18 protein-coding genes are annotated in these 22285 nt (G+C 64.2%); 12 read left to right on the top strand and 6 right to left on the bottom strand.

Annotated elements, in window-relative coordinates:
- The first annotated feature begins 185 nt into the window (after positions 1–185).
- Together ACIN94_RS10220 and ACIN94_RS10215 are read left to right on the top strand one after the other, a co-directional pair.
- Positions 186–1721: an aldehyde dehydrogenase family protein gene (locus ACIN94_RS10220; protein ID WP_400702475.1), complete on the top strand. Its 1536-nt coding sequence runs from the start codon at positions 186–188 to the stop codon at positions 1719–1721.
- Between the two features lie 405 nt (positions 1722–2126).
- Positions 2127–2936 (top strand): class I SAM-dependent methyltransferase, encoded by an 810-nt coding sequence (locus ACIN94_RS10215; protein ID WP_400702472.1) that lies wholly within the window; start codon positions 2127–2129, stop codon positions 2934–2936.
- A 37-nt stretch (positions 2937–2973) separates the two neighbouring features.
- Here the strand turns inward: ACIN94_RS10215 and ACIN94_RS10210 are convergent, their stop codons facing one another.
- Complete coding sequence (locus tag ACIN94_RS10210) at positions 2974–3378, bottom strand: ATP-binding protein (protein WP_400702469.1); 405 nt, start codon at positions 3376–3378, stop codon at positions 2974–2976.
- A 146-nt stretch (positions 3379–3524) separates the two neighbouring features.
- Between ACIN94_RS10210 and ACIN94_RS10205 the strand changes: the two genes are divergently transcribed.
- A complete protein-coding gene (locus tag ACIN94_RS10205; RefSeq protein ID WP_400702466.1) occupies positions 3525–4394 on the top strand; it encodes a helix-turn-helix domain-containing protein in 870 nt (289 codons plus the stop codon).
- A 25-nt stretch (positions 4395–4419) separates the two neighbouring features.
- The gene (locus ACIN94_RS10200; RefSeq protein ID WP_400703045.1) at positions 4420–4650 is read left to right on the top strand and encodes a DUF397 domain-containing protein; all 231 of its coding nucleotides are present in this window, start codon (positions 4420–4422) and stop codon (positions 4648–4650) included.
- A gap of 240 nt (positions 4651–4890) precedes the next feature.
- On the opposite strand, the gene ACIN94_RS10195 is transcribed toward ACIN94_RS10200, so the two are convergent.
- A complete protein-coding gene (locus ACIN94_RS10195) occupies positions 4891–7560 on the bottom strand; it encodes a glycoside hydrolase family 3 N-terminal domain-containing protein (RefSeq protein WP_400702463.1) in 2670 nt (889 codons plus the stop codon).
- A gap of 493 nt (positions 7561–8053) precedes the next feature.
- Here ACIN94_RS10195 and ACIN94_RS10190 point away from each other — a divergent pair, with 493 nt between their 5' ends.
- Together ACIN94_RS10190 and ACIN94_RS10185 are read left to right on the top strand one after the other, a co-directional pair.
- Positions 8054–8845 (top strand): SDR family oxidoreductase, encoded by a 792-nt coding sequence (locus ACIN94_RS10190; RefSeq protein WP_400702460.1) that lies wholly within the window; start codon positions 8054–8056, stop codon positions 8843–8845.
- Positions 8846–9262: 417 nt separating this feature from the next.
- A complete protein-coding gene (locus tag ACIN94_RS10185) occupies positions 9263–9646 on the top strand; it encodes a carboxymuconolactone decarboxylase family protein (RefSeq protein WP_400702457.1) in 384 nt (127 codons plus the stop codon).
- 47 nt (positions 9647–9693) lie between these two features.
- Here ACIN94_RS10185 and ACIN94_RS10180 read toward each other — a convergent pair whose 3' ends face one another.
- Positions 9694–10953 carry a nucleotide sugar dehydrogenase gene (locus tag ACIN94_RS10180; RefSeq protein ID WP_400702454.1) on the bottom strand — a complete coding sequence of 420 codons (1260 nt, stop codon included), beginning with the start codon at positions 10951–10953 and terminating at the stop codon, positions 9694–9696.
- A gap of 639 nt (positions 10954–11592) precedes the next feature.
- On the opposite strand from ACIN94_RS10180, the gene ACIN94_RS10175 reads away from it, so the two are divergent.
- From ACIN94_RS10175 to ACIN94_RS10150, 6 genes are all read left to right on the top strand, one after another.
- The gene (locus ACIN94_RS10175; RefSeq protein ID WP_400702451.1) at positions 11593–13767 is read left to right on the top strand and encodes a DUF4082 domain-containing protein; all 2175 of its coding nucleotides are present in this window, start codon (positions 11593–11595) and stop codon (positions 13765–13767) included.
- A 541-nt stretch (positions 13768–14308) separates the two neighbouring features.
- A complete protein-coding gene (gene rffA, locus ACIN94_RS10170; RefSeq protein ID WP_400702448.1) occupies positions 14309–15463 on the top strand; it encodes a dTDP-4-amino-4,6-dideoxygalactose transaminase in 1155 nt (384 codons plus the stop codon).
- Between the two features lie 307 nt (positions 15464–15770).
- Positions 15771–16235, top strand: a complete 465-nt coding sequence (locus ACIN94_RS10165; protein ID WP_400702445.1) for a GtrA family protein — start codon at positions 15771–15773, stop codon at positions 16233–16235.
- A 132-nt stretch (positions 16236–16367) separates the two neighbouring features.
- Positions 16368–17435, top strand: a complete 1068-nt coding sequence (locus ACIN94_RS10160) for a glucose-1-phosphate thymidylyltransferase (RefSeq protein ID WP_400702442.1) — start codon at positions 16368–16370, stop codon at positions 17433–17435.
- Entirely contained in the window at positions 17432–18409 is a 978-nt protein-coding gene (gene rfbB / locus ACIN94_RS10155) for a dTDP-glucose 4,6-dehydratase (protein ID WP_400702439.1), read from the top strand. The genes ACIN94_RS10160 and rfbB overlap by 4 nt, the downstream gene beginning before the upstream one ends.
- Positions 18410–18564: 155 nt before the next feature.
- Positions 18565–19287: a class I SAM-dependent methyltransferase gene (locus tag ACIN94_RS10150; RefSeq protein ID WP_400702436.1), complete on the top strand. Its 723-nt coding sequence runs from the start codon at positions 18565–18567 to the stop codon at positions 19285–19287.
- A gap of 151 nt (positions 19288–19438) precedes the next feature.
- Here the strand turns inward: ACIN94_RS10150 and ACIN94_RS10145 are convergent, their stop codons facing one another.
- The 3 genes from ACIN94_RS10145 to ACIN94_RS10135 form a co-directional block, all read right to left on the bottom strand.
- Positions 19439–19945: a GNAT family N-acetyltransferase gene (locus ACIN94_RS10145; protein ID WP_400702433.1), complete on the bottom strand. Its 507-nt coding sequence runs from the start codon at positions 19943–19945 to the stop codon at positions 19439–19441.
- A gap of 485 nt (positions 19946–20430) precedes the next feature.
- Positions 20431–21138 carry a WbqC family protein gene (locus tag ACIN94_RS10140; protein ID WP_400702430.1) on the bottom strand — a complete coding sequence of 236 codons (708 nt, stop codon included), beginning with the start codon at positions 21136–21138 and terminating at the stop codon, positions 20431–20433.
- A 62-nt stretch (positions 21139–21200) separates the two neighbouring features.
- Positions 21201–22202, bottom strand: coding sequence for a glycosyltransferase family 2 protein (locus ACIN94_RS10135; RefSeq protein ID WP_400702427.1), 1002 nt, complete (start codon positions 22200–22202; stop codon positions 21201–21203).
- Between the last annotated feature and the right edge of the window lie 83 nt (positions 22203–22285).

Below are 22285 nucleotides of genomic sequence, written 5' to 3'. Positions count from 1 at the left end.
GAACCGTAGCCAACCCCCCCGACAAATCCGGCCTCATCAGATGACACCGGCACCACCATGTCTCACCGGCGTGCTCGTGAGCCGCGCCCGCTCCACCGGATCCGACGACGCCGGCTCCCGCATGGTGTGACGGTCTGCCCATCTATGGAGAGAATGCGGTTACCAGGCATATAAGGAGGTCAACGGTGACCCGCGAGATCGTCTCCGTCATCGGCGGAAAACAGACCGGCAACGGCACGGCCTACGACTCGATCAACCCGGCGCGAGTGGACGAGGTGGTGGCACGGGTCCGGCTGGTCGACGCGGAGACGTTCTCCTCCGCGTGCCGTACGGCCGCCGAGGCACAGCAGGAGTGGGCGCGGGTGCCCGCGCCCGTCCGGGGGCGTGTGATCGCCTCGATCGGGCGGCTGGTGGAGGCCAACGCCGAGCCGCTGGCCCACCTGGTCACCCGTGAGATCGGCAAGCCGTACGCCGAGGCCCTGGGCGAGGTCCGGGAGATCGTCGACACCTGTGACTTCTTCCTCGGCGAGGGGCGCCGGCTCTATGGACAGACGGTGCCCTCGGAGATGCCGGACAAGAATCTGTTCACCTTCCGGGTGCCGGTCGGGGTGGCCGCGGTGATCACGGCGGGCAACTTCCCGGTCGCGGTGCCGTCCTGGTACCTCGTTCCGGCGCTGCTGTCCGGCAACGCGGTCGTCTGGAAGCCCGCGGAGTACGCCGCGGCCTCGGCGCACGCGCTCTACCGGCTGTTCGCGGCGGCCGGGCTGCCCGAGGGCGTGCTGAACCTGGTACTCGCCGACGGTCCCACGACGTTCGAGGGCCTGGAGACGGCACTGGCCGAGGGCACGGTGCACAAGGTCGGCTTCACCGGCTCGACCGAGGTCGGCCGGAGGATCGGCGAGCTGTGCGGGCGGCACCTGCAGTCGCCCTGCCTGGAACTCGGCGGCAAGAACCCGATGGTCGTCATGCCCGACGCCGACCTGGACCTGGCGGTGGAAGGGGCGCTGTTCGCCGGATTCGGCACGGCGGGACAGCGCTGCACCTCGCTCGGCACGGTGATCGTGCACGAGAGCGTCCACGACGAGTTCCTCGACCGCTACACGCGTGCCGTGGCGGCCGCGACGATCGGTGACCCCCGGGGAGACGTGCTGTGCGGGCCGCTCCTGGACCACAGGTTCGCCGCGCGTTACGAGGAGTATCTGGGCTGGATCCAGCCGCACCACACGGTCGTCTCCGGCCCGATCGGCCGGATCACCGGCGCCAACCCGCGCGAGGACTTCTCCGGCGACGGTGGTCTCTACTACCACCCGGTGATCGTGGACGGCGTGCGCCCCGGTGACCGGCTGTTCCTGGAGGAGACCTTCGGGCCGATCGTGGGCGTGACCACCTTCTCGACGCTGGAGGAGGCCGTCGAACTGGCCAACCGACCCGGCTACGGGCTCTCCTCCTCCATCTACACCACCGATCCCAAGTCGGCCTTCCGGTTCCGCTCGGGCATCGGTGCGGGCATGGTCAGCGTCAACAACTCCACCTCCGGCGCGGAGGCCCATCTGCCCTTCGGCGGGAATGGCAAGTCCGGTAACGGCAGCCGCCAGTCAGGGGTGTGGGTGCTCGACCAGTTCACCCGCTGGCAGGCGATGAACTGGGACTACTCCGGAAAACTCCAGAAGGCTCAGATGGATGTCGCAGAAATCATCCCGGATCTGGATTTCCGGCTCTGACTTTGCCATAGCGGGGGGTTCTCCCCATCATGATCGCGGCATGCCTCTTCATGGACGAGGTGTACCGCGCCGGCCGATGTGATCTTCGCTGAGGGATCGGCCGGTGGGAGCCGACCCTCTCGCGACCGGACGCCGGCCGGGCGAAGGCCGGATCCGCTCACCGCGTCCACCGGTCCGCGCGCCGCCTTCGGGAAGAACCCGTACGGCCCGCGCAGGACCGCCACCCGCCTGGAAGGCCGTCAGGCCTGCCGGGAATGACGTGAGGGGCCGCGTGCTGCGGCGCGGCCCCTCACGGATTCGCCGGCCCGGCCGGACCTGAACCTCTATGCCCACATAATGGGACTGTCTTTCTTAAGATATGAGACTGCTGTTACGGTTGGCCCACCCGATCCAAGGAGTGGTCCCATGACAGCGAAGGACGCCGTATACACCCACGGCCATCACGAGTCCGTGCTGCGCTCCCACAGGTGGCGCACCGTGGAGAACTCGGCGGCCTACCTCCTGCCCCACCTGCGGCCGGGGATGTCCCTGCTGGACGTCGGCTGCGGCCCCGGCACCATCACCGCCGATCTGGCGGAACGGATCGCCCCGGGAGCGACCACCGCGGTCGAGGTCACCGCGGAAGCGCTCGCCCTCGCCCGCGCGGAGGCGGAGCGGCGCGGCCGCACCGACATCGAGTTCTCCGTCGCCGACGCGCACGCCCTGGGATTCCCGGACGACACCTTCGACGTCGTCCACGCCCACCAGGTGCTGCAGCACGTCGGCGATCCCGTCCAGGCTCTGCGGGAGATGCGCCGGGTGTGCAGGCCGGGCGGGGTCGTCGCGGTCCGCGACAGCGACTACACCGCGTTCGCCTGGTTCCCCGACCTGCCCGAGCTGGACGAGTGGATGGCCCTCTACCAGCGGGTCGCCAGGGCCAACGGCGGCGAGCCGGACGCCGGGCGGCGACTGCTGTCGTGGGCCCGCGCGGCCGGCTTCACCGATGTCTCCGCCACCTCCTCCACCTGGTGTTTCGCCACGCCTGAGGATCGCGCCTGGTGGGGCGGCATGTGGGCCGAGCGGGTCCTGAAGTCCGACATGGCCCGCCAGGCTCTGGCCTCGGGCGCTGCCACCGAGGACGACCTACGCCGCATCTCCGACGGCTGGCGCGCCTGGGCCACGGAGCCGGACGGCTGGCTGTCCCTGCTCCACGGCGAGCTGCTCTGCCGGGCCTGACGCCTCCCGTCCGGGTGGCACCGGAGGGCCTGCATGGTCAGAAGGAGACCTCGAACCACAGAGTCCTGAACCCGTGCGCGTCCTCCCGGGCCCCCCAGCGCTCTGCGAGCAGGTCGACCAGGAACATCCCCCGCCCGCCCTCCTCCTCCGGGTCGTTGCGCACGTGGGGCACGGACACTCCCGATCCGGCGTCGCGCACCTCCACCCGCACCGCGCCGGCCCTCACCGCCACGGTCATCTCGACCCTGCCGCCGCCGCTCGACCCCGAGTGGACCACCGAGTTCGTCACCACCTCGCTCACCAGCAGGACGACGTCGTCGAACGCCGGATGGCCCTCCCCGAGAAGCTCCCCAACCCGGAGCCGAGCAACCGACGCCGACTCCGGTGCGCCTCGCAGGGTGACCGTCGAACGGAGCGGAACGGTCCGCTGATCAAGCATCATGATCGGCCTCACTCTCCGCCGTGCACATTCAAGTGCACATGGCGCTCCGAGATGGCACACTCACTCACGGTGAACTGTTCTATCAGGGACTTCAATAGCTCATGTTGAAATTCCTCAGTTTCTTTCCCCTCGACGGAGGTACGCGCATGGCTTCCCGGCGCAGCCCCACGGCCCGTCATCGCCGTCTGATGGCCGAACTGAACCACCTCCGCGCCGACAGCGGTCTGACAAGAGCGCAGGTGGCCGAACGGATCGGCACCACCGACACCACCATCTGGAGATACGAGACCGGGCTGACCCGTCCCAAACCCTCCGATGTGTCGGCCCTCACCGAGGTGTACGGCGTGACCGGGGAGGCCAGGGAGTCCCTGATCCAGATGGCCAGGGAGGCTCGAAAGCGGGGCTGGTGGCACCGGCACCGGCAGGCACTCAAACCGGGCTTCGACTCCTACATCGGGCTGGAGGCGGAGGCGTCGGTGGTGCGCTCGTACGAACCACTCGTCGTCCCCGGTCTGATGCAGACGGAGGCGTACGCGCGCGCCGTCATCGAGGCGACCTCGCTGACCCACGCCCCATCGGCGGTTGACGAGAAGGTCTCCGTACGCATGTCGCGCCAGCAGTTGCTGCACGGCCCCGGTGATCCGATCCAGCTCGTCGCGGTGCTCGACGAGGCGGTGCTCCGGCGTCAGATCGGCGGCCCGGGGGTGATGCGCGAACAGCTCGAACACCTCCTCGATCTAGGCAGACTTCCCAATGTGGAGATACGGGTCATCCCGTTCTTCGCAGGCGCGCACGCCGCGATGGACGGTAAGTTCTGCCTGCTCAGCTTCCCCGAACCCGAAGATCCCGACCTGGTCTATCTGGAGCAGGCCGCGAGCGGGCTGGTGCCGGAGGACCCGGAGGAGGTGCGCCGCTACACCCTCATGTTCGGGAGCCTGTCGGCACTGGCTCTCGGCGCGGAGGCGTCGGCCGCCTTCATCGCCCGGAGAGCGGAAAGATGTTCCAACCAACAATAGGAAGAGAGAAATGCGGGGGCCCACGATGGATCTGTCCAGCGTCGCGTGGCGCAAGAGCAGTCGCAGCACCAACGGAGGCGACTGCGTCGAAGTGGCGATCGTGCCCGGTGACCCGGCCCTGGCCGGACACAAGGCCGACGCCGATGAGCTTTACCTCGTCCGCGACTCCAAGGACCCGGACGGTCCCGCATTGGCGTTCACCCAGCGCGAGTGGGATGCCTTCGTCGGCGGTGTGAAGGACGGCGAGTTCGGCTGAGACGGCTCCGGGTGAGCCGCGTCGCCGGCTCCCCTGGAGCCGCCGGCCCGATACCCGGCCCGATGCCCCGGGCCTGGTCACCGGCTCGTCGTTCCGAGCCGGTGACCAGGCCCGTGGGGCGGTCCGGACCCTCAGCGGGCCTTCGGACCGTCAGGGTCGTCGTAGCCGAGAATCCGCATCGCGACCTCGGGATCCATCGCCGCCGTCAGGAGCCGGGCCCGCTCCGGCGGGACACCGCCTTCAGGTCAGGCTGTCGCAGCTCCTCGCATCGGCATCCTTGGCCGCCTTCGGCACCCATCGGACATTGGCGAACGAGGCGGAGAACGCACCCTCGGTGTAGACGAGGAACGGCGTGTTGACCGCCTCCAGATCGAGCCCCGTCGCCGCGAAGCACGCGATCGGGATCTTCACTGTTGATCTGCTCCCCGGAGGAAGGCCCCGGAACAGTGACGTGGCCACCACCTCGGAGAAGCACGGGTAACCGCAGTGGACGCTGATCACGGTTCTCTCAGCCGGGGCCTGGTGGACGATGGTGTCGAAGACCAGAGCGGCGTCGGCGTTGAGGTAGCCCCGCAGGTCGGTGCCGCCCGCCGGGTCCTGCATGTAGATCTGTGCCGGTCCGCTGCCGTTCCAGGTCGCCTTGAGGCCGTCCTGCTGTACGTTGACGTCGGACTGCACCACGCTGATCGCCGAATGCGCCGCCTCACCGTCGACGCCGATCTCGGTGCCACCCCAGTTGTCGGCCGAGCCGATGAAGCTCCGGTACGGCGCGACGTCCGCCCGGTTGAAGATCTCCAGGTCCTCGCCGGCCTCGCCGCCGCCGCCCGTCTGGCCGCAGCCGAACTCGGGGGCGGTCTCGTCAAGTGTCCCGACCGACCCACTCTGCCCGTAGCGCAGACCGTAGCCGAGTGGGAAGAGCGGGTCGTAACCCTCGCCGCCCGGATTGAGCGGAGCCTGGCACGCGCTCTTCGGCCAGGAGTACGACAGCGTGCCGGTGTATCCGTCCTCCTGGTGCGATCCGCGGACGAGCAGGTCGGCGACGCCACCGCCCTCGGTGCCCGGGAGCCAGGCGGCGACGAAGGCGTCGGAGCGGTTGAGCTCCTTGTTGACCCAGAGCGGGCGGCCGGAGACGTAGACGGTGACCACGGGCGCGCCCTTGCCACTGACCTTGTCCAGGACGGCCAGGTCACCCGGGTAGAGCTTGGCCGCCTCCAGCGTGCGCCGCCCGAGGTCGCCGACCCCCTCGGCGTACGGCGTCTCGCCGATCACCGCGACGACCGCATCGTACGCCGAAGGGGTGACGCCGTCCGCCGTCTCGCTGAAGGTGACGTTCGCCTTGCCCAACGCCTCACGCAGGCCACCGAGGATCGTCGTACCGCCCGGGAAGTCGGCGTTGGTGTTGCCGGTGCCCTGCCAGGTGAGGGTCCAGCCGCCGGTCTGGTTCTGCAGGCTGTCGGCGCTCTTGCCGACCACGAGCACCTTGGAGTTCCTGGCCAGCGGCAGCACCCTGCCGTTGTTCTTGAGCAGGACCTGCGACCTGCGGACGGCCTCGCGGGCGAGCTTCCTCGACGACTCCAGGGCGCGGGCCGACCCGGCCAGGGCGCGTCCGGACGGCTTCGGCGCGCTGAACACCCCGGCGCGCAGCTTCACGCGCAGGATCCGCGTGACCGCGTCGTCGATACGTGCCATCGGGATCTCACCGGCTTGGACCTGCGCGATCGTGTTGGCGATGAACGCCTTCCAGTCGTTGGGCACCATCACGACGTCGATGCCCGCGTTGACGGCCCGCGCGCAGCTCGCGTTGGTACATCCGGCGACCTGGCCGATGCCGTTCCAGTCGGAGACGACGACGCCGTCGAAGCCCATCTTCTGCTTGAGAATGTCGGTGAGGACGCGCTTGCTGCCGTGCAGCTTGCCCTCGTCGATGCCCAGGTCCGCGTTCGCCCAGCTGTTGAAGGACACCATCACGGTCTGGGCCCCGGCCGCGAGCGCGCCGTAGTAGCCCTGGCCGTGAATGTTGATCATTTCAGCCTCGGAGGAGGGGTTCACCCCCTGGTCGGTCCCCTTGAGCGTGCCGCCGTCACCGATGAAGTGCTTGGCGGTGGCGATGACGCCCTTGTCGCCGATGCCGCGCGGATGACCGCCCTGCAGACCGTTGACGGCCTCGTACCCGTAGGCCCGGGTGATCCGGGGGTCCTCGGAGAAGCCCTCGTAGGTGCGGCCCCACCGGTCGTCCCGGACGACCGCGAGAGTGGGTGCGAAGGCCCAGTCCTGGCCGGTCGCGCGGACCTGCGCGGCCGTCGCCACCCCGATGTCGCGGATGAGACACGGGTCGTGCGCGGCTCCCAGGCCGATGTTGTGGGGGAAGACCGTCGTGCCGTAGACGTTGCTGTTGCCGTGGACGGCGTCGATGCCCCAGATGACGGGGATCTTCGTCCTGGTACTCACCGACGCCTTCCAGTAAGCGTCTGCGAGGTCGAGCCAGTCCCGTGGCGAGGCGTTCTTGGCCCGGCCGGGCCACGAGCCACCGCCGTTGAGCACCGAGCCGATACCGTACTGCCTGACCTCCTCGGGCGTGATCGCCGCGATCTCCGGCTGCGTCATCTGCCCAACCTTCTCGGCCAGCGTCATGCCCGCGAGGATCTTCGCCACCTGTTTCTCGTCGGCCGGGTTCCGCCCGATCTGGCTTTTCACCCTGGGCCAGTCGGCGAGGGTGGGCAGGCTCTTCTCGATGCGGGCGCAGCCGCCGGCGCCCATGGACGGTCTGCCGATCTCCGGCTGCCGGGCGCCTCCCGCGGCGTCTGCGGCCACGCTCGGGATCCCGGTGACGCCGGCGGCCAGGACGGCGAGGCTCGCCAGCACCGCGAGTCCGCTCCGTCGGGCGCCCGATCGGGCGAGGGGTCTGGTCAACGAGGGTCCGTTCTCGAGTCGCGGTAACGGTCGTGGCGGCCCCCGGTCCGCACTGCGCAGATCTTGACCCGGGTACGACGGCCGAGTCAATAGCTACGCGAGAGCGCTCTCTCGAAGGAACAGGCGTCTGTCGATCGACGTACGCATCAGAAATAGCGCTCAACGGGCTGTTTCTCTCGCTTCGGGAGGTCTGCCTGCGGAACGGCGACCAGATCGCCGTCCCGCTGAAAGCGCTCTCGCCGAAACGGGAGTTCCGCGGCTCCGGACGCGTCACACCCGGACAGTCAGAACCGGATCGTTCCCCCGTGGTGACCCATTTGGGTCTAGGCAGGGATGGACAGCTGAACTAACTTCTGGACAAGTATCTTGTTTGACCGCCACCGCCTCCATCCACTCGCCTCCAGGAACCACCTGCTCGCCGTCACCACACGGGCCGTACTGCCGCAGCCGGCAGGCGAGGGCGGACCGGTGAGCCGGACGGAGGAGGATGTGCGTGTCCAGAGCTCTCACCCATCCCGAGCGGCGGCCGGTTCTGGTGACCGGGGCCTCTTCGGGGGTCGGCTCGGCCGTGGCCGTCGGGCTGGCCGCGGCCGGGTATCCAGTGGCTCTGGGGGCACGCCGTACCGCGATCTGCGAGGAGCTGGCGGCGAGGATCCGCGCCGACGGCGGGGAGGCGGTGGCACTGGCTCTGGACGTCACCTCGGACGAGTCCGTCTCCTCCTTCGTCACGGAAGCCGAGCAGGTGCTGGGTGCGGTCGAGGTGGTGGTGACGTGCGCGGGCGAGGTGACGCCGGAGAACGCCTACGAGACGGCCACTCCCGACTTCGAGGCGCAGCTGCAGCTCAACCTGGTAGGCACCCAGCGGTTCGTGGCCAGGGTGGCGCCCTCGATGGCGACCAGGCATCGCGGCGACATCGTGTTCGTCAGCTCCGACGTCGTACGGCTGCCGCGCCCCCGGATGGGGGCCTACGTCGCCGCCAAGAACGGCGTCGAGGGTCTGGCCAGGGCGATGCAGCTGGAGCTGGAGGGCACCGGGGTCCGCGCGTCGATCCTGCGGCCGGGGCCGACGCTGTCGGGGATGGGATCCACCTGGCCGGTGGAGGTCCTGCAGGCCGTGCTGGACGACTGGGTCAGGTTCGGGCTGGCCAGGCACGACCGTTTCCTCAATCCCCGTGACGTGGCGGCAGCCGTGCTGGCCGTTATCTCCATGCCGCGCGGCGCGCACGTCACCCTGCTTGAGGTCGAGCCGGAGGCGCCCCTGCGCGCGGAGCGGCCGGTCCGCTGAACGGCGGGGCGTGGAGTCCGGCGCGGACCGGTAGACCCGGGCTGGAGGCCGGGGTCGTCGTCCTGCCCGAAGAGGGGTGATACGTTCCGGGAGAGAGCCGCATCAGGGTCGTCGCGGTTCCCTCTCTCTGCGAAATTCGAGCAGATGATCGCCGAATCGGTGAGGGGGCATGGGGTGGGGATCGGTTTCATCGGGGTGAGCCGGACGGGCGCACCGGCGGCGGACCTGAAATGATCATGCTGCGGAAGACGGCGGAACCTGTAACATCCGGCGGCCTCTCGCGCGACATATTGGTACATGTCAGGACTCTTGGCGAGAAGGCCTTTCCCCGTCAGGGGAGCCGGTCAAGGGTGGGAGGCCGAGCCGCCTCTCGCCGTACTCGCCCTGGACCGGCTGGCTGACGGACTCGGAGTGCACATGAGCGATCACGCGAACGACAGCACCTCTGACCGCCTGGCCCGCGGATTGGAGATCATGAAGCGGGTCCACGGCTGGGACCAGGCCGGTGAGGGTCCCGGCGACTTCTTCGGCATGACCGTCGAGCACCTGTTCGCCGAGGTGTGGTCCAGGGACGGGCTGAGCATGCGAGACCGGCGGCTGCTCCTGCTCGGCCTCCTCGTCGGGCAGGGCATGGACGACGTGATCGATGTCCAGCTCGACGCGGCGCTGCGTACCGGGGAGCTCACCCCGGATGAGCTCCGCGAGACCGTCATCTTCCTCACCCACTACGCGGGCTGGCCGCGCGGCGCCAAGCTCAACACCCAGGTCGAAGAGCTGATCGCCCGCGTCATGAGGTCGTAGCCCGCCGCGGTGGAACCGTCGCACCTGTGACCGGTGGCCGGGCCGGTTCAGAGACGCTCGACGTTGGGACCCCGGCAGCGGTTACGCGTGTCGAAGACGAAGGTGCTCACCCGCTCGACCAACTCGTAGTCGAAGCAGTCGTGGTCGGTGAGGATCACGACCGCGTCCGCCCGGGCCAGCTCCCGGCTGGTCGGCTCGACGATCCCGATCCCCGAGGGCAGCGGGAAGCCGTCCACGTGAGGGTCGGCGGCCCGCACGTCCGCGCCCAGCTTCCACAGTGCCCTGGCCACCTCGATCGCGGGCGACTCCCGGCAGTCTCCGGCGTTCTTCTTGTAGGCGAGCCCCATCAGGAGCACCCGGCTGCCTCTGACCGCCTTGCGTTGCCGGTTCAGTCCGAGGAGCAATCGGTGCACCACGTGGTCCGGCATGTGGTCGTTGATGTCGTTGGCCAGCTCCACGAAGCGGAAGTTGTGCCCCAGGCTGCGCTTGACCTTCCATGACAGGTAGGACGGGTCGATCGGCAGGCAGTGACCGCCGACGCCCGGGCCGGGGGTGAAGCGCATGTAGCCGAACGGTTTGGTGGAGGCGGCGTCGATCGCCTCCCAGACGTCGATCCCCAGCTGCTGCGCGAAGATCGACAGCTCGTTCACCAAGGCGATGTTGACATGCCTGAAGGTGTTCTCCAGAAGCTTGCACAGCTCGGCCACCTGCAGCGAGGAGACCGGGACGACCTCCTGCACGATCCGCCCGTAGAACGTCCGGATCCTCTTCAGGGATGTCTCGTCGATCCCGGAGACGATCTTCGGCGTGTTCTCCAGACGCCACCGGGAATTGCCCGGGTCGATCCGTTCCGGGCTGTAGCCCAGGAAGAAGTCCTCGGGCGACTGCAGCCCCGAACCCTCCTCCAGCAGGGGCCGGAGATACTCCTCGGTGGTTCCGGGATACGTGGTGGACTCCAGGATCACCGTCGCGCCTCGCCGTACCAGCGGGGCGAGGGACCGGCCGGCCGAGCCGATGTGGCGGAGATCGGGAACACCTTCGCGCAGAGGCGTCGGCACCGTTATCACGCAGACGTCGAACGCCTCCGCGTCGGCGTAGTCGGCGCTGGCCAGGTAACGGCCGGAACGATGGGCGGCGGCCAGCAGGTCGTCGCCGACGTCCTCGACATAGGACTCGGCGGCGTTGAGCCGCTTGACCCGCCACTCGTCCAGATCGATCCCCACCACGTCGAACCCCGCGCCGACCGCGCGCATCGCCAGAGGCAGGCCGACGTAACCCTGGCCGACAACGACCAGCTTCTCTCCCATGTCAGGACCCCCGTCACTTCGAGATGAGATATGACCCCGACTGTAGGAGCCCGGAGTTCTCACAACATCGATTCGGCTGCGACCTGGGCGTGTCGTCTCCTGATCGAGTTTGGCGCGATGTCGGCGAGTGCGCTGAGACGACTGCCGATAACGTGGCCGCATCATCCAGACGTTACAAACTAATCGAAATACGAATATATGCCGTTATGTGTCCATATCGTTGACACCTAGGCCACACCTAATGGACGCGAACGGATTTCGAACCTGCTACCCACCCAAAGGAATGATCACCTGTAGAGAACAGAAACAATTTTCACACTATAAAGCAGGGAGCATCCAGGAGTGCGCACAAGTAAATTTTATTCTAATAACGTATTAAAAGGCGTCTTTTCTGATCCCCCAGAGACCCGCGTGCGTCCCCTCCGAGGCACAGTCGTCAGCGTATGACATGGCATCTTCCATCAGTACGACAACATTCAGGCGATATTTCTCGCCACCTACCTTTCGACGCCTTGCGCGATAAATGCGACAAACCAGGCAGAATCAAGGCGAATGTCGAAAGGTTAACATAACGAGTTCCAGACTACGGGCCAGACCAAACGCCTGGCACAGCACAAAGTCAGCGAGGAGTTGTGTCGCATGTCCAATCCCTATCGCGATGCGCTTGATCAAACAGCCGATACGGTTGCGTCGGAAGAACTGAAGCACGAAACGACTGCCCAACAGCTTCTGACGGATCCAGAAAAAACGGTTACCCGCCGTGCGGAACCCGCACGGAAAACTACCGCGCCTACGATCAACGCCGGTTACTCTCAAGTTCTTCCACGAAATTTCATTCGTTCCTGGCTGAGAGCGTCTCTCACCGCTGTCCTTGTGATGGGCGTGGTCGCCGGAACGCCAGGCAGTGCGGAAGCGGCGCAGCCCGTGAGCATCGGCAGTGCCGCGCCCTTCGGCACTCTGGCCGGGACCGCCGTCGTCAACACGAACCTCACCTCAATCACCGGAGACCTCGGGGTGAGCCCGGGCTCGTCGGTGGTCGGTTTCCCCCCCGGCACCGTGTCGGGAACCGTACACGCGGCCGACGCCACCGCGGCGCAGGCCAAGGCCGATCTGGTCGCCGCCTACAACGACGTCGCCGGGCGGACGCCCGACGCCACCGTGCCCCCGCAGCTCGGCGGCACGACCATGACCCCGGGCGTCTACAACTCCTCCAACGGGAGCTTCTCGATAAGCGGCACACTCACCCTCGACGCCCAGGGCGACCCGGACGCCGTCTTCATCTTCCAGGCGTCCACCCTGACCACGGCGAACGTCAGCAACATCGCCCTCCTTCGGGGCGCGCAGGCGAACAACCTCTTCTGGCAGGTCAGCGGTAACGCGACCCTGGGCACGTACTGCACCTTCCGGGGAAACGTCCTGGCGCAGAACTCGGTCACGGTAAGCACCGGCGCGGCCGTCTTCGGCCGTGTCTTCGCCCTCAACGGCACGGTCAGCACCCAGGGCACCGCCAGCGTGCCGGCCACCCGCATCACCGTGCCAAACGACCCGCCGACCACCACGACCCTGACCTCATCACCCAACCCCGCCGGGGTGGGGGAACCGATCACCTTCATCGCCACGGTGAAGGCGAACACCGGCCCGGTCATTCCCGCCGGTGAAGTGGTCTTCAAGGACGGCTCGACCATCATCGGCTCGAGTAACCACAGCAGCCTGGGCCCCGCCACGTTCACGACCTCAAACCTATCCCCAGGAGATCACCAGATCACCGCCGTCTACCTGGGCGGGGACACCTTCGATCATGAGAACTTGATCCACTTCGCCCCGAGCACATCACCCAAACTGACCCAGTCTGTGTCAGAAAGTCTGTGGGATAACACGGCTACCCCGGCGGTCCAATCTCAACCCGACTCCCAGAACGTCGTGGTCGGCGTGAAATTCAGATCCGCTGTGGATGGAATCATCACGGGCATTCGATTCTACAAAGGCCCCCAGAACATCGGGACCCACATCGGAAGCCTCTGGACCAGCAACGGCGCTCTGCTCGCGTCCGCGACCTTCACCAATGAGACCGCGTCCGGCTGGCAGAAAGTGAACTTCGCAACACCGATTCCGATCACCGCCAACACCACCTATGTCGCCTCCTACCGCACGTCCGGGTATTATTCAGTGACAAGACCATACTTCACTTCGCAGTACACGAACGGCCCGCTCACCGCACTCGCAGACGGCGAAGAAGACGGCAACGGCGTATACAGCTACAGCACAGCGAACGCTTTCCCGACAAGCACCCACCAATCCGCTAATTACTGGGTCGATGTGGTGTTCAAGCCGTCAACCAGTCTGTGGGATAGCACGGCTACCCCGGCGGTCCAATCTCAACCCGACTCCCAGAACGTCGTGGTCGGCGTGAAATTCAGATCCGCTGTGGATGGAGTCATCACCGGTATTCGATTCTACAAGAACCCCCAGAACATCGGGACCCACATCGGAAGCCTCTGGACCAGCAACGGCGCTCTGCTCACGTCCGCGACCTTCACCAATGAGACCGCGTCCGGCTGGCAGAAAGTGAACTTCGCAACACCGATTCCGATCACCGCCAACACCACCTATGTCGCCTCCTACCGCACGTCCGGGTATTATTCAGTGACAAGACCATACTTCACTTCGCAGTACACGAACGGCCCGCTCACCGCACTCGCAGACGGCGAAGAAGGCGGCAACGGCGTATACAGCTACAGCACAGCGAACACTTTCCCGACGATCACCTACCAATCCACTAACTACTGGGTCGATGCGGTGTTCGAAAGCAACTAATATTAAAATTGTAGATCATTAACATGCTGACGCGTTACTAAAAGAAGGATCCGCGCCCTATCGTTCTGAGGGCTTATTCAATCATTCGTGGGATTGCCCGTGGCGCCGACCGTAGTTTCTCGTGGATCGGCCCGAACGGGCCGATCCGACGACTGAGACCATTTCGGCCGCTGACCACGACCACACACCTACGGCGGCTGGTACTGCATCGGGGAGTGCTTTCCGGCGCCCAGCGTCCGGCATGGACGCTGGGCGCTGGGCTCCGGCTTGATGGCGTCGCCAGCGGCATGACCGGCGAGGGAAGTCCGCCGAAGGACGGAGGACAGCCCTCGCGAGGGGGGTCCCCCTCGAACCTCCCCCGGGCCGTGGAAGCTGACATCCGGAGCGACCTCGGGAGAACCAGCCACACCACCGCAAAGAATAAAAGGGCTAAAAGTCCGAAACCGGCCTGAGCACATAAGGGCAAAACTTGCTCAATGGTTTCCCAATGGAATGAGGGCGCAATGTGTGGCGACAGGTCGGTTCGTTGTTCACTGCGGCGGTGAGTCCAACCGAACTGAAGACGGTTCCCTTCAATCGAACACATATCTCGGAAAATGAGCTCAATTACCTCACGGAGGCCGTACGCCAAGGATCCACCTCCGGAGATGGGCCGTTCACCCACCGGGCCGCCAGACTTCTCAGGGAGATGACCGGGTCAAAACATGCGCTGCTGACTACCTCTTGCACGCATGCCCTGGAGATGTCGGCGATCCTGCTGGATCTGAGGCCCGGCGACGAGGTGATCATGCCGTCGTTCACTTTCATGTCGACGGCCAACGCCTACGCCCTACGCGGGGCTGTGCCCGTATTCGTCGACTGCAGGCCCGACACCCTGAACGTGGATGAACGCCTGATCGAGGCCGCGATCACCGATCGCACGCGGGCCATCGTGGTCGTCCACTACGCGGGTGTCGGCTGCGCAATGGAGATCATCGGCGAACTCACGGAACGGCACGGCCTGGCTCTCGTTGAGGACAACGCCCACGGACTGGGCGGGTTCTACCAGGGCCGGCCCCTGGGGTCGTTCGGATGCATGTCCACGCAGAGCTTCCACGAAACGAAGAACGTCCAGTGCGGAGAGGGCGGCGCGTTGCTCCTGAACGATGCCGGTCTCGTTGCGCGGGCCGAAATCATCCGAGAGAAGGGCACCGACCGCAGTCGGTTCTTCCGGGGTCAGGTGGACAAGTACCGGTGGATCGACATTGGCTCAAGCTACCTGCCGTCCGATGTTCTCGCCGCACAGCTGACCTCCCAACTGGAATCTTTCGAAAAGATTCAGTTCCGGCGTCACACCGCGTGGCACGGGTATCACAAGGAACTGGCGGACTGGGCGACGAAGAACGGGGTCTCTCAGCCGATGATCCCGGACGGCTGCGCGCATCCCGCACATCTGTACTATCTACTGCTCCCAGATCTGGAGAACCGCCAGGCGTTCATCAGCCATCTTTCGAGCAGAGGTGTGCAGGCGACATTCCATTACCAGCCGTTGCACACCGCCCCCGCGGGCGTGCGGTATGGGCGGGTGGCTTCGGGCGGATGCCCAGTCACGGAGGATATCGCAGATCGCCTCGTACGACTGCCGCTGTTCGCCGACCTGGATGAGGCCGACATGACACACGTGATCGACGCCGTCCAGACCTACAGGGTGAGTTGATGATGTGTGACGTGATCGAGGCGCGAGCCGTACAGACCCAGAAATCACCGCCGGCGTCGGCTCCAGGTCAGCGGCTGCCTTCTGGGTATCGTCCGAACTTCCGCCGACGACGAGGATCCCCTCATGGTGGGCGGACACGTCCGGTCGCGACGACCGACATGAGCCGGGTCACCAGCACCGAAAGAGTCCGTTCAGGCGGTAACACGGAATGACCATCGCCCCTGACATTAACAACCGATTAGTTTCCGGTAGTCGGTCACGATTCGTTTGATCCCGCCACCTGATCACCGTCCGGAGTGACTGCCATATGGTTGAAGTCGAAAACCAAATCGTCCGCGACAGGAATTCACATTTTTGGCGGCGAACTCTGATCGCGGTGCTTGGGGGACAACGCATCACATATCTACTGGCCGGCGCCATGACGGCTGCAGTCTATTACGTTCTCCTCGGCCTAGGATTGCTTGCCGCCAAAGATGATGTTCCTTATCTTTCCCTACTTGTGGTCAGCCACTTGATCACCTCTATCATCGTCTATCCCTGGTACAGGCTGGTGGTCTTCCGCGTTTCCAGGGAATCGTGGATTGCGGGTTATCTACGGTTCTACGTGGTCGGATTGAGCTTCCTAGCGGCATCTGTTATCGGTGTCCCGATTTTGGTTGAATTCGCTGGTATTCCGATTATGGTAGCACAAGGTCTGATAATAATCGCGAGTCCACCGCTAGGCTATGCCATACACCGAACATGGACGTTTCCTGATCGCGGAAAAGTCTAGTCTTGGCAACATGTCGCACGCTCTTCGACAAAAACGAAGGACGGCGACGAGCCGCTAATTGGAGCTACGCGTAAATTTGAGCGGACATACCGTGCTGCGGCCAAGCATTCTTCGTGGAAGGACTCAAGGACCATGAAGGCACTCGTTCTAGCGGGCGGCAAGGGGACGAGGCTGCGCCCGCTGACCCACACCTCGGCGAAGCAACTGGTCCCCGTCGCCAACAAACCGGTGCTCTATTACGGACTCGAAGCGATACGGGACGCGGACATCAGCAGCGTCGGAATCATCGTCGGCGACACGGCTCGCGAGGTTCGGGAAGCGGTCGGGGACGGTTCGAAGTTCGGCCTCGACGTGACCTACATCCCCCAGGACGCTCCTCTTGGGCTTGCGCACTGTGTCCTGATCGCCCGAGAGTTCCTCGGCGATGAGCCATTCGTGATGTACCTGGGTGACAACTTCCTGGTGGACGGCATCGCTGGCCTGGTGGATGCCTTCCGTGAAGCTGACAATGACGCCCAGATCCTGCTCACCAAAGTCGCCGAACCACAATTCTACGGAGTCGCCGAACTCGGGCCGGACGGCGAGATCATCGGGCTGGAAGAGAAGCCGGAGCACCCGCGTAGCGATCTCGCGATCGTGGGGGTCTACACGTTCTCTCCGGCCATTCATGAGGCGGTCCGGGCGATCACGCCTTCCGCCCGCGGCGAGCTAGAGATCACGGATGCGATCAAATGGCTCATTGACAACGGTGGTCGCGTCCGTTCGCACTTCGTCAGCGGCTACTGGAGGGATACCGGGCGTCTGCAGGACATGCTGGAGTGCAATCGCATCGTCTTGGAGGCAATCGAACCAGACATCCGGGGAACCGTTGACGGGTTCTCGGAGATAACGGGACGCGTTGTCATCGAGCCCGGGGCGGTGGTAGAGAACTCGGTGATCCGAGGGCCTGCGGTTGTCGGGGCCCACAGCAAGATCAACGGTTCGTACATCGGTCCCTACACCTCAATCGGCGAGGGCTGCGTGCTGGAGGACGCCGACGTGCAATACAGCATAGTTCTGGGAGAGTCCACCATCAGAGGCGTCTCAGGGCTCACGTACTCCCTGATCGGCCGAAACGTCGAGGTCAGCCGGGCCAGAGGAGTGCCCAACACGCATCAACTCATGGTCGGCGACCACAGCAAGATTCAGGTGCGGGCATGAAAATCCTTGTTCCAGGTGGCGCTGGATTCATCGGCTCCCATTATGTGCGATCGCTGCTGTCCGGAAGATATCCCGGCTATGAGAATGTCCATGTGACGGTACTGGACAAGCTCACGTATGCGGGCAACTTGGCGAACCTGCGCCCGATCGCTGAGCATTCGCGCTTCACATTCGTCAGAGGGGACATCACCGATGTCCAGCTACTCGCCGATGTGGTGCCGGGCCACGACGTGATCGTGAACTTCGCCGCCGAGACACATGTCGACCGATCGATAAGCGGCCCTGAGGATTTCGTGGTCACCAACGTCCACGGTACACAGCTGCTCCTGCAGGCGGCGCTCGATACCGGCGTGCGTACGGTCGTTCAGGTCTCCACGGACGAGGTATACGGATCCATCGCCGCAGGATCCTGGACCGAGTCGGAGCCCTTACTGCCTAACTCCCCCTACTCGGCTGCGAAGGCGGGAGCCGATCTTCTCTGCCGCGCCTATCACCGAACCCACGGGCTCGATGTACGGGTGACCCGCTGTTCCAACAACTATGGCCATTATCAGTACCCGGAGAAGGTCATCCCGCTCTTCATCACCAACTTGATCGACGGACATCAGGTGCCCCTGTACGGCGATGGCCGGCATGTCCGCGAATGGCTGCACGTCGATGATCACTGCCGGGGCATTCAACTCGTACTGGACAAGGGCTCAGGCGGCGAGATCTACAACATCGGCGGCGGGGTCGAACTGACCAACCGGGAGCTCACGGAACGGCTGCTCGCAGCCTTCGGCATGAGCTGGGAGATGGTCGCACAGGTGCCGGACAGGCTCGGACACGATCAGCGCTACTCCCTGGACAGCAGCAAGATCGAGGCGATCGGCTACAAACCCCGCATTGACTTCGATGAAGGACTCGGCCAAGTCGTGCGGTGGTACCGCGATCACCAGGACTGGTGGCGTCGGCTGAAGAAAACCGATCGGTGATCGCTGGAGTACCGCAGTTCACCGAACGCTCCAACAGCGGTTTCGGGAGCGTTGGTCATGCCTCCCAGGTTTTGGGGCGCCTTGGATTCGCAAGCACACATGATGAGATCGCAACTACTTTCCGCGCGTGTATAGCTCCTAGAAGGGTGCATGTCATGGAGGCCACTCAGATTCGTCGCACGGTCGAGGTGGAAGACCGGCACTGGTGGTATCGCGAGCGACGTGTCATCCTCGCGCGTGAGCTCCGCCGAATCAGTACGCCCGGCAGAGCGCTCGACATCGGTGCGGCAGGGGGCGGCAATACCCGCGTGCTCGTCGAGCACGGGTGGGACGCGTTGGCCGCGGACTACTCCGAAACCGCGGTAGGGCTTGCCCGCGAGCGTGGTCTGCAGGCAGTCCATGCCGACGCGCGGGATCTACCTCTGCCCGACATGCGATTCGACCTCGTCTTGGCATTCGACGTGCTGGAGCACATCAAGGAGGACCACAAAGCCGTCCGCGAGCTCGTACGTGTGCTCCAACCTGGAGGAACGGCGCTGATCACGGTCCCATGCGACATGGCTCTGTGGTCAGCACACGACGTGGCATCCTGCCATGTCCGTCGGTACACACGGGATGGCTTGAACTCCCTGCTGACCGGGGAAGGCCTGATCATCGACCGCATGTGGAGCTGGAACGTCTTGCTGAGACCGGTCGTCGCCTGGCGCAGGAGACGCATCTCCGGGTCCGACCTCACGGAGACGCCACATCTGGTCAATATGGGCCTTAGCGCCATCATCGTGGCTGAGAGATACCTGCCGGTCAAGTCGCTCCCTGGAGTCTCCCTCATCGTGAGAGCACACCGCCCCCGATCGTCTGGAGAATGCGCACCCGCCTGAATCCGGGCGGAGCAGAGCCGGCACCGCCTGTTCAACCTGCTGATGCCGCATCAAGCCACGTTTGCCTCCTTGGCCATCCGGCGTGGACGAAAATCGGCAAGCATTCATGGGTGGCCGTGGGGACTCCCCTCCCTTCGGGGAGGGGAGGATGTCAAGGGCGCAGCACCGAATAGAGGACCTGGTCGTGCCAGCCGCCATCCCGCCATTGGGCACGGCGCAGGATCCCCTCGCGTTCGAACCCGATCTTCTCCAGAGCGCGTTGCTCGCCGTAGTTGGCGATGTCGGTGAAGGACTGGATGCGCTCGGCCCGCGTGTGGGCGAACAAGTAATCCACAAGCTGGCGCTGAGCCAGTGTTCCGATTCCCTTGCGGCGGAAGCCGGAGAAGACGCAGATGCCCATCGCCCAGCACCAGCACGTAGAGTCTGGTCCCCAGGCGGTCATCCACCACACCACCCATCCGGCTGCATCGTCGTCGACGTCGATGGTGAGTCGGCCGGAGTCAGCACCGAGGAATCCGTTCTCGGCGAACTCTTGGCGCAGCCCGTGAGAAGAGCGGTGTCCGTACCACTGGAGCTCGCCTCTGCGCTCCGGGGTAGCCCGTTCCGCCTCGAAGACGTCCAGATCTTCCTCTCGGACCGGCCTCAGTTTGACCTTCATGACCTTCCTTTCATACGGCCTGCGCAAGCCTCGTGGCAGAGCGGTTCCAGCGGCGCCGACGTGAGAAGCGGTCGGCCTGACGGATCGGTTCGGGCAGTCGCTAGACGGGCGCGAACCGCAGAACATCGTCGTAGAGGAGAGTCCACGAGCCTCTTTCGGAGTCGATCACGTGATATCGACGTGACAGAATACGAGTCGAGATGCGTCAGCCGATGCTGACTCCACTGATATCCGGTAAGCATTCATCAGGTTCCGGAGCCGAAGACGGCTCGCGCGTGATGCAGCCCACTGTCAGCGTCATCCTCGGGTCAGATCCAACGGCCGGAACCAGGGAGTGCTTACCTTACGAATGCAGTACATGAATGACCGATTTCTCGATCTCGGTCGCCAGTTTTATCACGGCCTCTTCCATACCACGGAGACAGCAGTACGCCGCGGCCTTCCGGGTGAAGCAACATTCGCCTCGCTCAGGATCGAATCGGCACTCATCGTAATGCACTCCCGAAATTAGTGATCTTTAGGTGTTCGACAGCGTTCGGCCCCGTGTTGAAGATGAGATCAAGAATGCTCACCCGGTGGTCGAACGGCGGATGGAGCTGTGGATATTCGGGGTAGCCTGAGTAGTCGAACCATCGAACCTCGATTTCCGCTCTCCGGAAGAGGCCCTCATCGAGGTAAGCCCGCGCAGCCGGACCAGTGACATATTGGCAGGCGCCCGCCTTCTGGCACAGATCGACGAGGCGCTCTGTCTTGGATCCTGTCGTTTCATAGTCGGTGGACCAGCGCAGATTGGCCTTAATACCAAGGATCAAACAGAGCCCATCGAGGAAGTGCTTGTTTATTTCAGACAGCCTGTCACTTCCACATCCGCGGTAAAGTCTTTCCAGGGCCGATGCGAACTCGTCGAAATAGGGAGCCCTCCGGTAGGCCTGCGTGAGGACTCGCCAGTGCACGACGCTCCAGTTCGGGTCGGCGATGGTCACTTCGTTGATCAACTGACTCCGAGGACCGCGATTGAGCGGAATCGAGAGCCACCTGAGACCCGTCGCCGTCTTTATACGGTTACGATTACGCCAATCTCTGTCAGTGTATTGCACTTCGTCGAGGAGGATGAACTCGTCAACGCCGGCGATTAGGTCAAAGTATCCCTTCCATGGAATATAGTTTGATTGAACTATCGCAACCCGTTTCATGCGCCCCACACTTTCGACTTGTTCGAACTTCGCATGAATCCCTCAGGGAAACCCCTGGGGGACTATCGTTCGTGAATGCCGGCTCCCGGATGGATGATAGTTTCCCTGCTCACATCAGGAGTCACTGACAGGCTTGGAGCATGACTTTCAGACCGTTTGCGAATGATGTACGTTGGGCGCCCCATGCGTTCCATATGAATCCTGCCGAGATATTCTCCGATGACCCCAAGGGCAACCATCTGGGCAGAGGCGAAGAGCGAAATCATGGAGGCCGTCGACGTGAATCCTTTAACCGTGGTATCTCCACACCAATACTTCCAAAGAAAGACCGCGAGAAGGATGGTGCCGAGAGCGCCCGCCAACAATCCGAAATAGGTGACCAAGCGAAGCGGGATAGTGCTGTATGCAACCAGTACATCGACCGCGTGGCGAACGAGCATCGGAACAGTGTAATTGGAGTTCCCAACGGATCGGTGTTCCATATTCACCCGGACGGTCCCGACTCGCGTGGTCGCCCATGAAAATGCGATATCGATTTGGGTGTACGGCCCTGTGACTCCGTCCAATGATTCGCGCAGAAAACTACGGAAGGCACGAAACGCGCAAATATCTTGACTGTTTTCCCCGCCGAACCGCCCAGAGAGTCCAATTTTGAGCGACTTCGAGGCTAGATCACGTACAAATCCGTGTGTCCCAGTGTGTGGGACTGCGTAAACGATGTCGAGCTCAGGCCGGAGACCTGCCAGGAGTTTGGGAATCTCTTCTGGTGGATGCTGGAGATCATCGTCCATGGTCACCACGATGTCGTAGCGAGCGCAGCGGATGCCGGCGACAAGAGCGTTGTGCTGTCCGTAGTTTCGGGCCAGCAGCAGCGCACGGACTGTTTCATGCCGATCGGCAAGCTCTTGAGCGACTTCCCACGTGTTGTCTGGTGAACCGTCGACGACAAGTACGACCTCAAACAGGGAGGCGACGGTCGGCAGAACGACAAGGAGGCGATCCACCAATGTCGGAAGTGTCTGCACTGATCGGTAACATGGGATCACGACGGATACGCAGGTCATAGCGTCAGTCTTACGAATGCCGAGCCGTCCTACCGGGACCGCAGGTTCGAATTTGCACTATATTGGCGAAGCCAAGGATAAAT

Origin of the sequence: Streptosporangium sp. NPDC087985 (assembly GCF_044741965.1) — a bacterium.
Lineage (GTDB): Bacteria > Actinomycetota > Actinomycetes > Streptosporangiales > Streptosporangiaceae > Streptosporangium.
Note: the sequence above shows the minus strand (reverse complement) of the source record. Positions and strands in the feature narration are given on the sequence as shown.

What these genes read in the sequence shown, in the direction of transcription:
- ACIN94_RS10215 (WP_400702472.1), top strand. Translation starts at nt 2,127, where the DNA reads ATGACAGCGAAGGACGCCGTATACACCCACGGCCATCACGAGTCCGTG.
- ACIN94_RS10210 (WP_400702469.1), bottom strand. Translation starts at nt 3,378, where the DNA reads ATGATGCTTGATCAGCGGACCGTTCCGCTCCGTTCGACGGTCACCCTG.
- ACIN94_RS10205 (WP_400702466.1), top strand. Translation starts at nt 3,525, where the DNA reads ATGGCTTCCCGGCGCAGCCCCACGGCCCGTCATCGCCGTCTGATGGCC.
- ACIN94_RS10200 (WP_400703045.1), top strand. Translation starts at nt 4,420, where the DNA reads ATGGATCTGTCCAGCGTCGCGTGGCGCAAGAGCAGTCGCAGCACCAAC.
- ACIN94_RS10185 (WP_400702457.1), top strand. Translation starts at nt 9,263, where the DNA reads ATGAGCGATCACGCGAACGACAGCACCTCTGACCGCCTGGCCCGCGGA.
- ACIN94_RS10180 (WP_400702454.1), bottom strand. Translation starts at nt 10,953, where the DNA reads ATGGGAGAGAAGCTGGTCGTTGTCGGCCAGGGTTACGTCGGCCTGCCT.
- ACIN94_RS10175 (WP_400702451.1), top strand. Translation starts at nt 11,593, where the DNA reads ATGTCCAATCCCTATCGCGATGCGCTTGATCAAACAGCCGATACGGTT.
- ACIN94_RS10165 (WP_400702445.1), top strand. Translation starts at nt 15,771, where the DNA reads ATGGTTGAAGTCGAAAACCAAATCGTCCGCGACAGGAATTCACATTTT.
- ACIN94_RS10160 (WP_400702442.1), top strand. Translation starts at nt 16,368, where the DNA reads ATGAAGGCACTCGTTCTAGCGGGCGGCAAGGGGACGAGGCTGCGCCCG.
- rfbB (WP_400702439.1), top strand. Translation starts at nt 17,432, where the DNA reads ATGAAAATCCTTGTTCCAGGTGGCGCTGGATTCATCGGCTCCCATTAT.
- ACIN94_RS10150 (WP_400702436.1), top strand. Translation starts at nt 18,565, where the DNA reads ATGGAGGCCACTCAGATTCGTCGCACGGTCGAGGTGGAAGACCGGCAC.
- ACIN94_RS10145 (WP_400702433.1), bottom strand. Translation starts at nt 19,945, where the DNA reads ATGAAGGTCAAACTGAGGCCGGTCCGAGAGGAAGATCTGGACGTCTTC.
- ACIN94_RS10140 (WP_400702430.1), bottom strand. Translation starts at nt 21,138, where the DNA reads ATGAAACGGGTTGCGATAGTTCAATCAAACTATATTCCATGGAAGGGA.
- ACIN94_RS10135 (WP_400702427.1), bottom strand. Translation starts at nt 22,202, where the DNA reads ATGACCTGCGTATCCGTCGTGATCCCATGTTACCGATCAGTGCAGACA.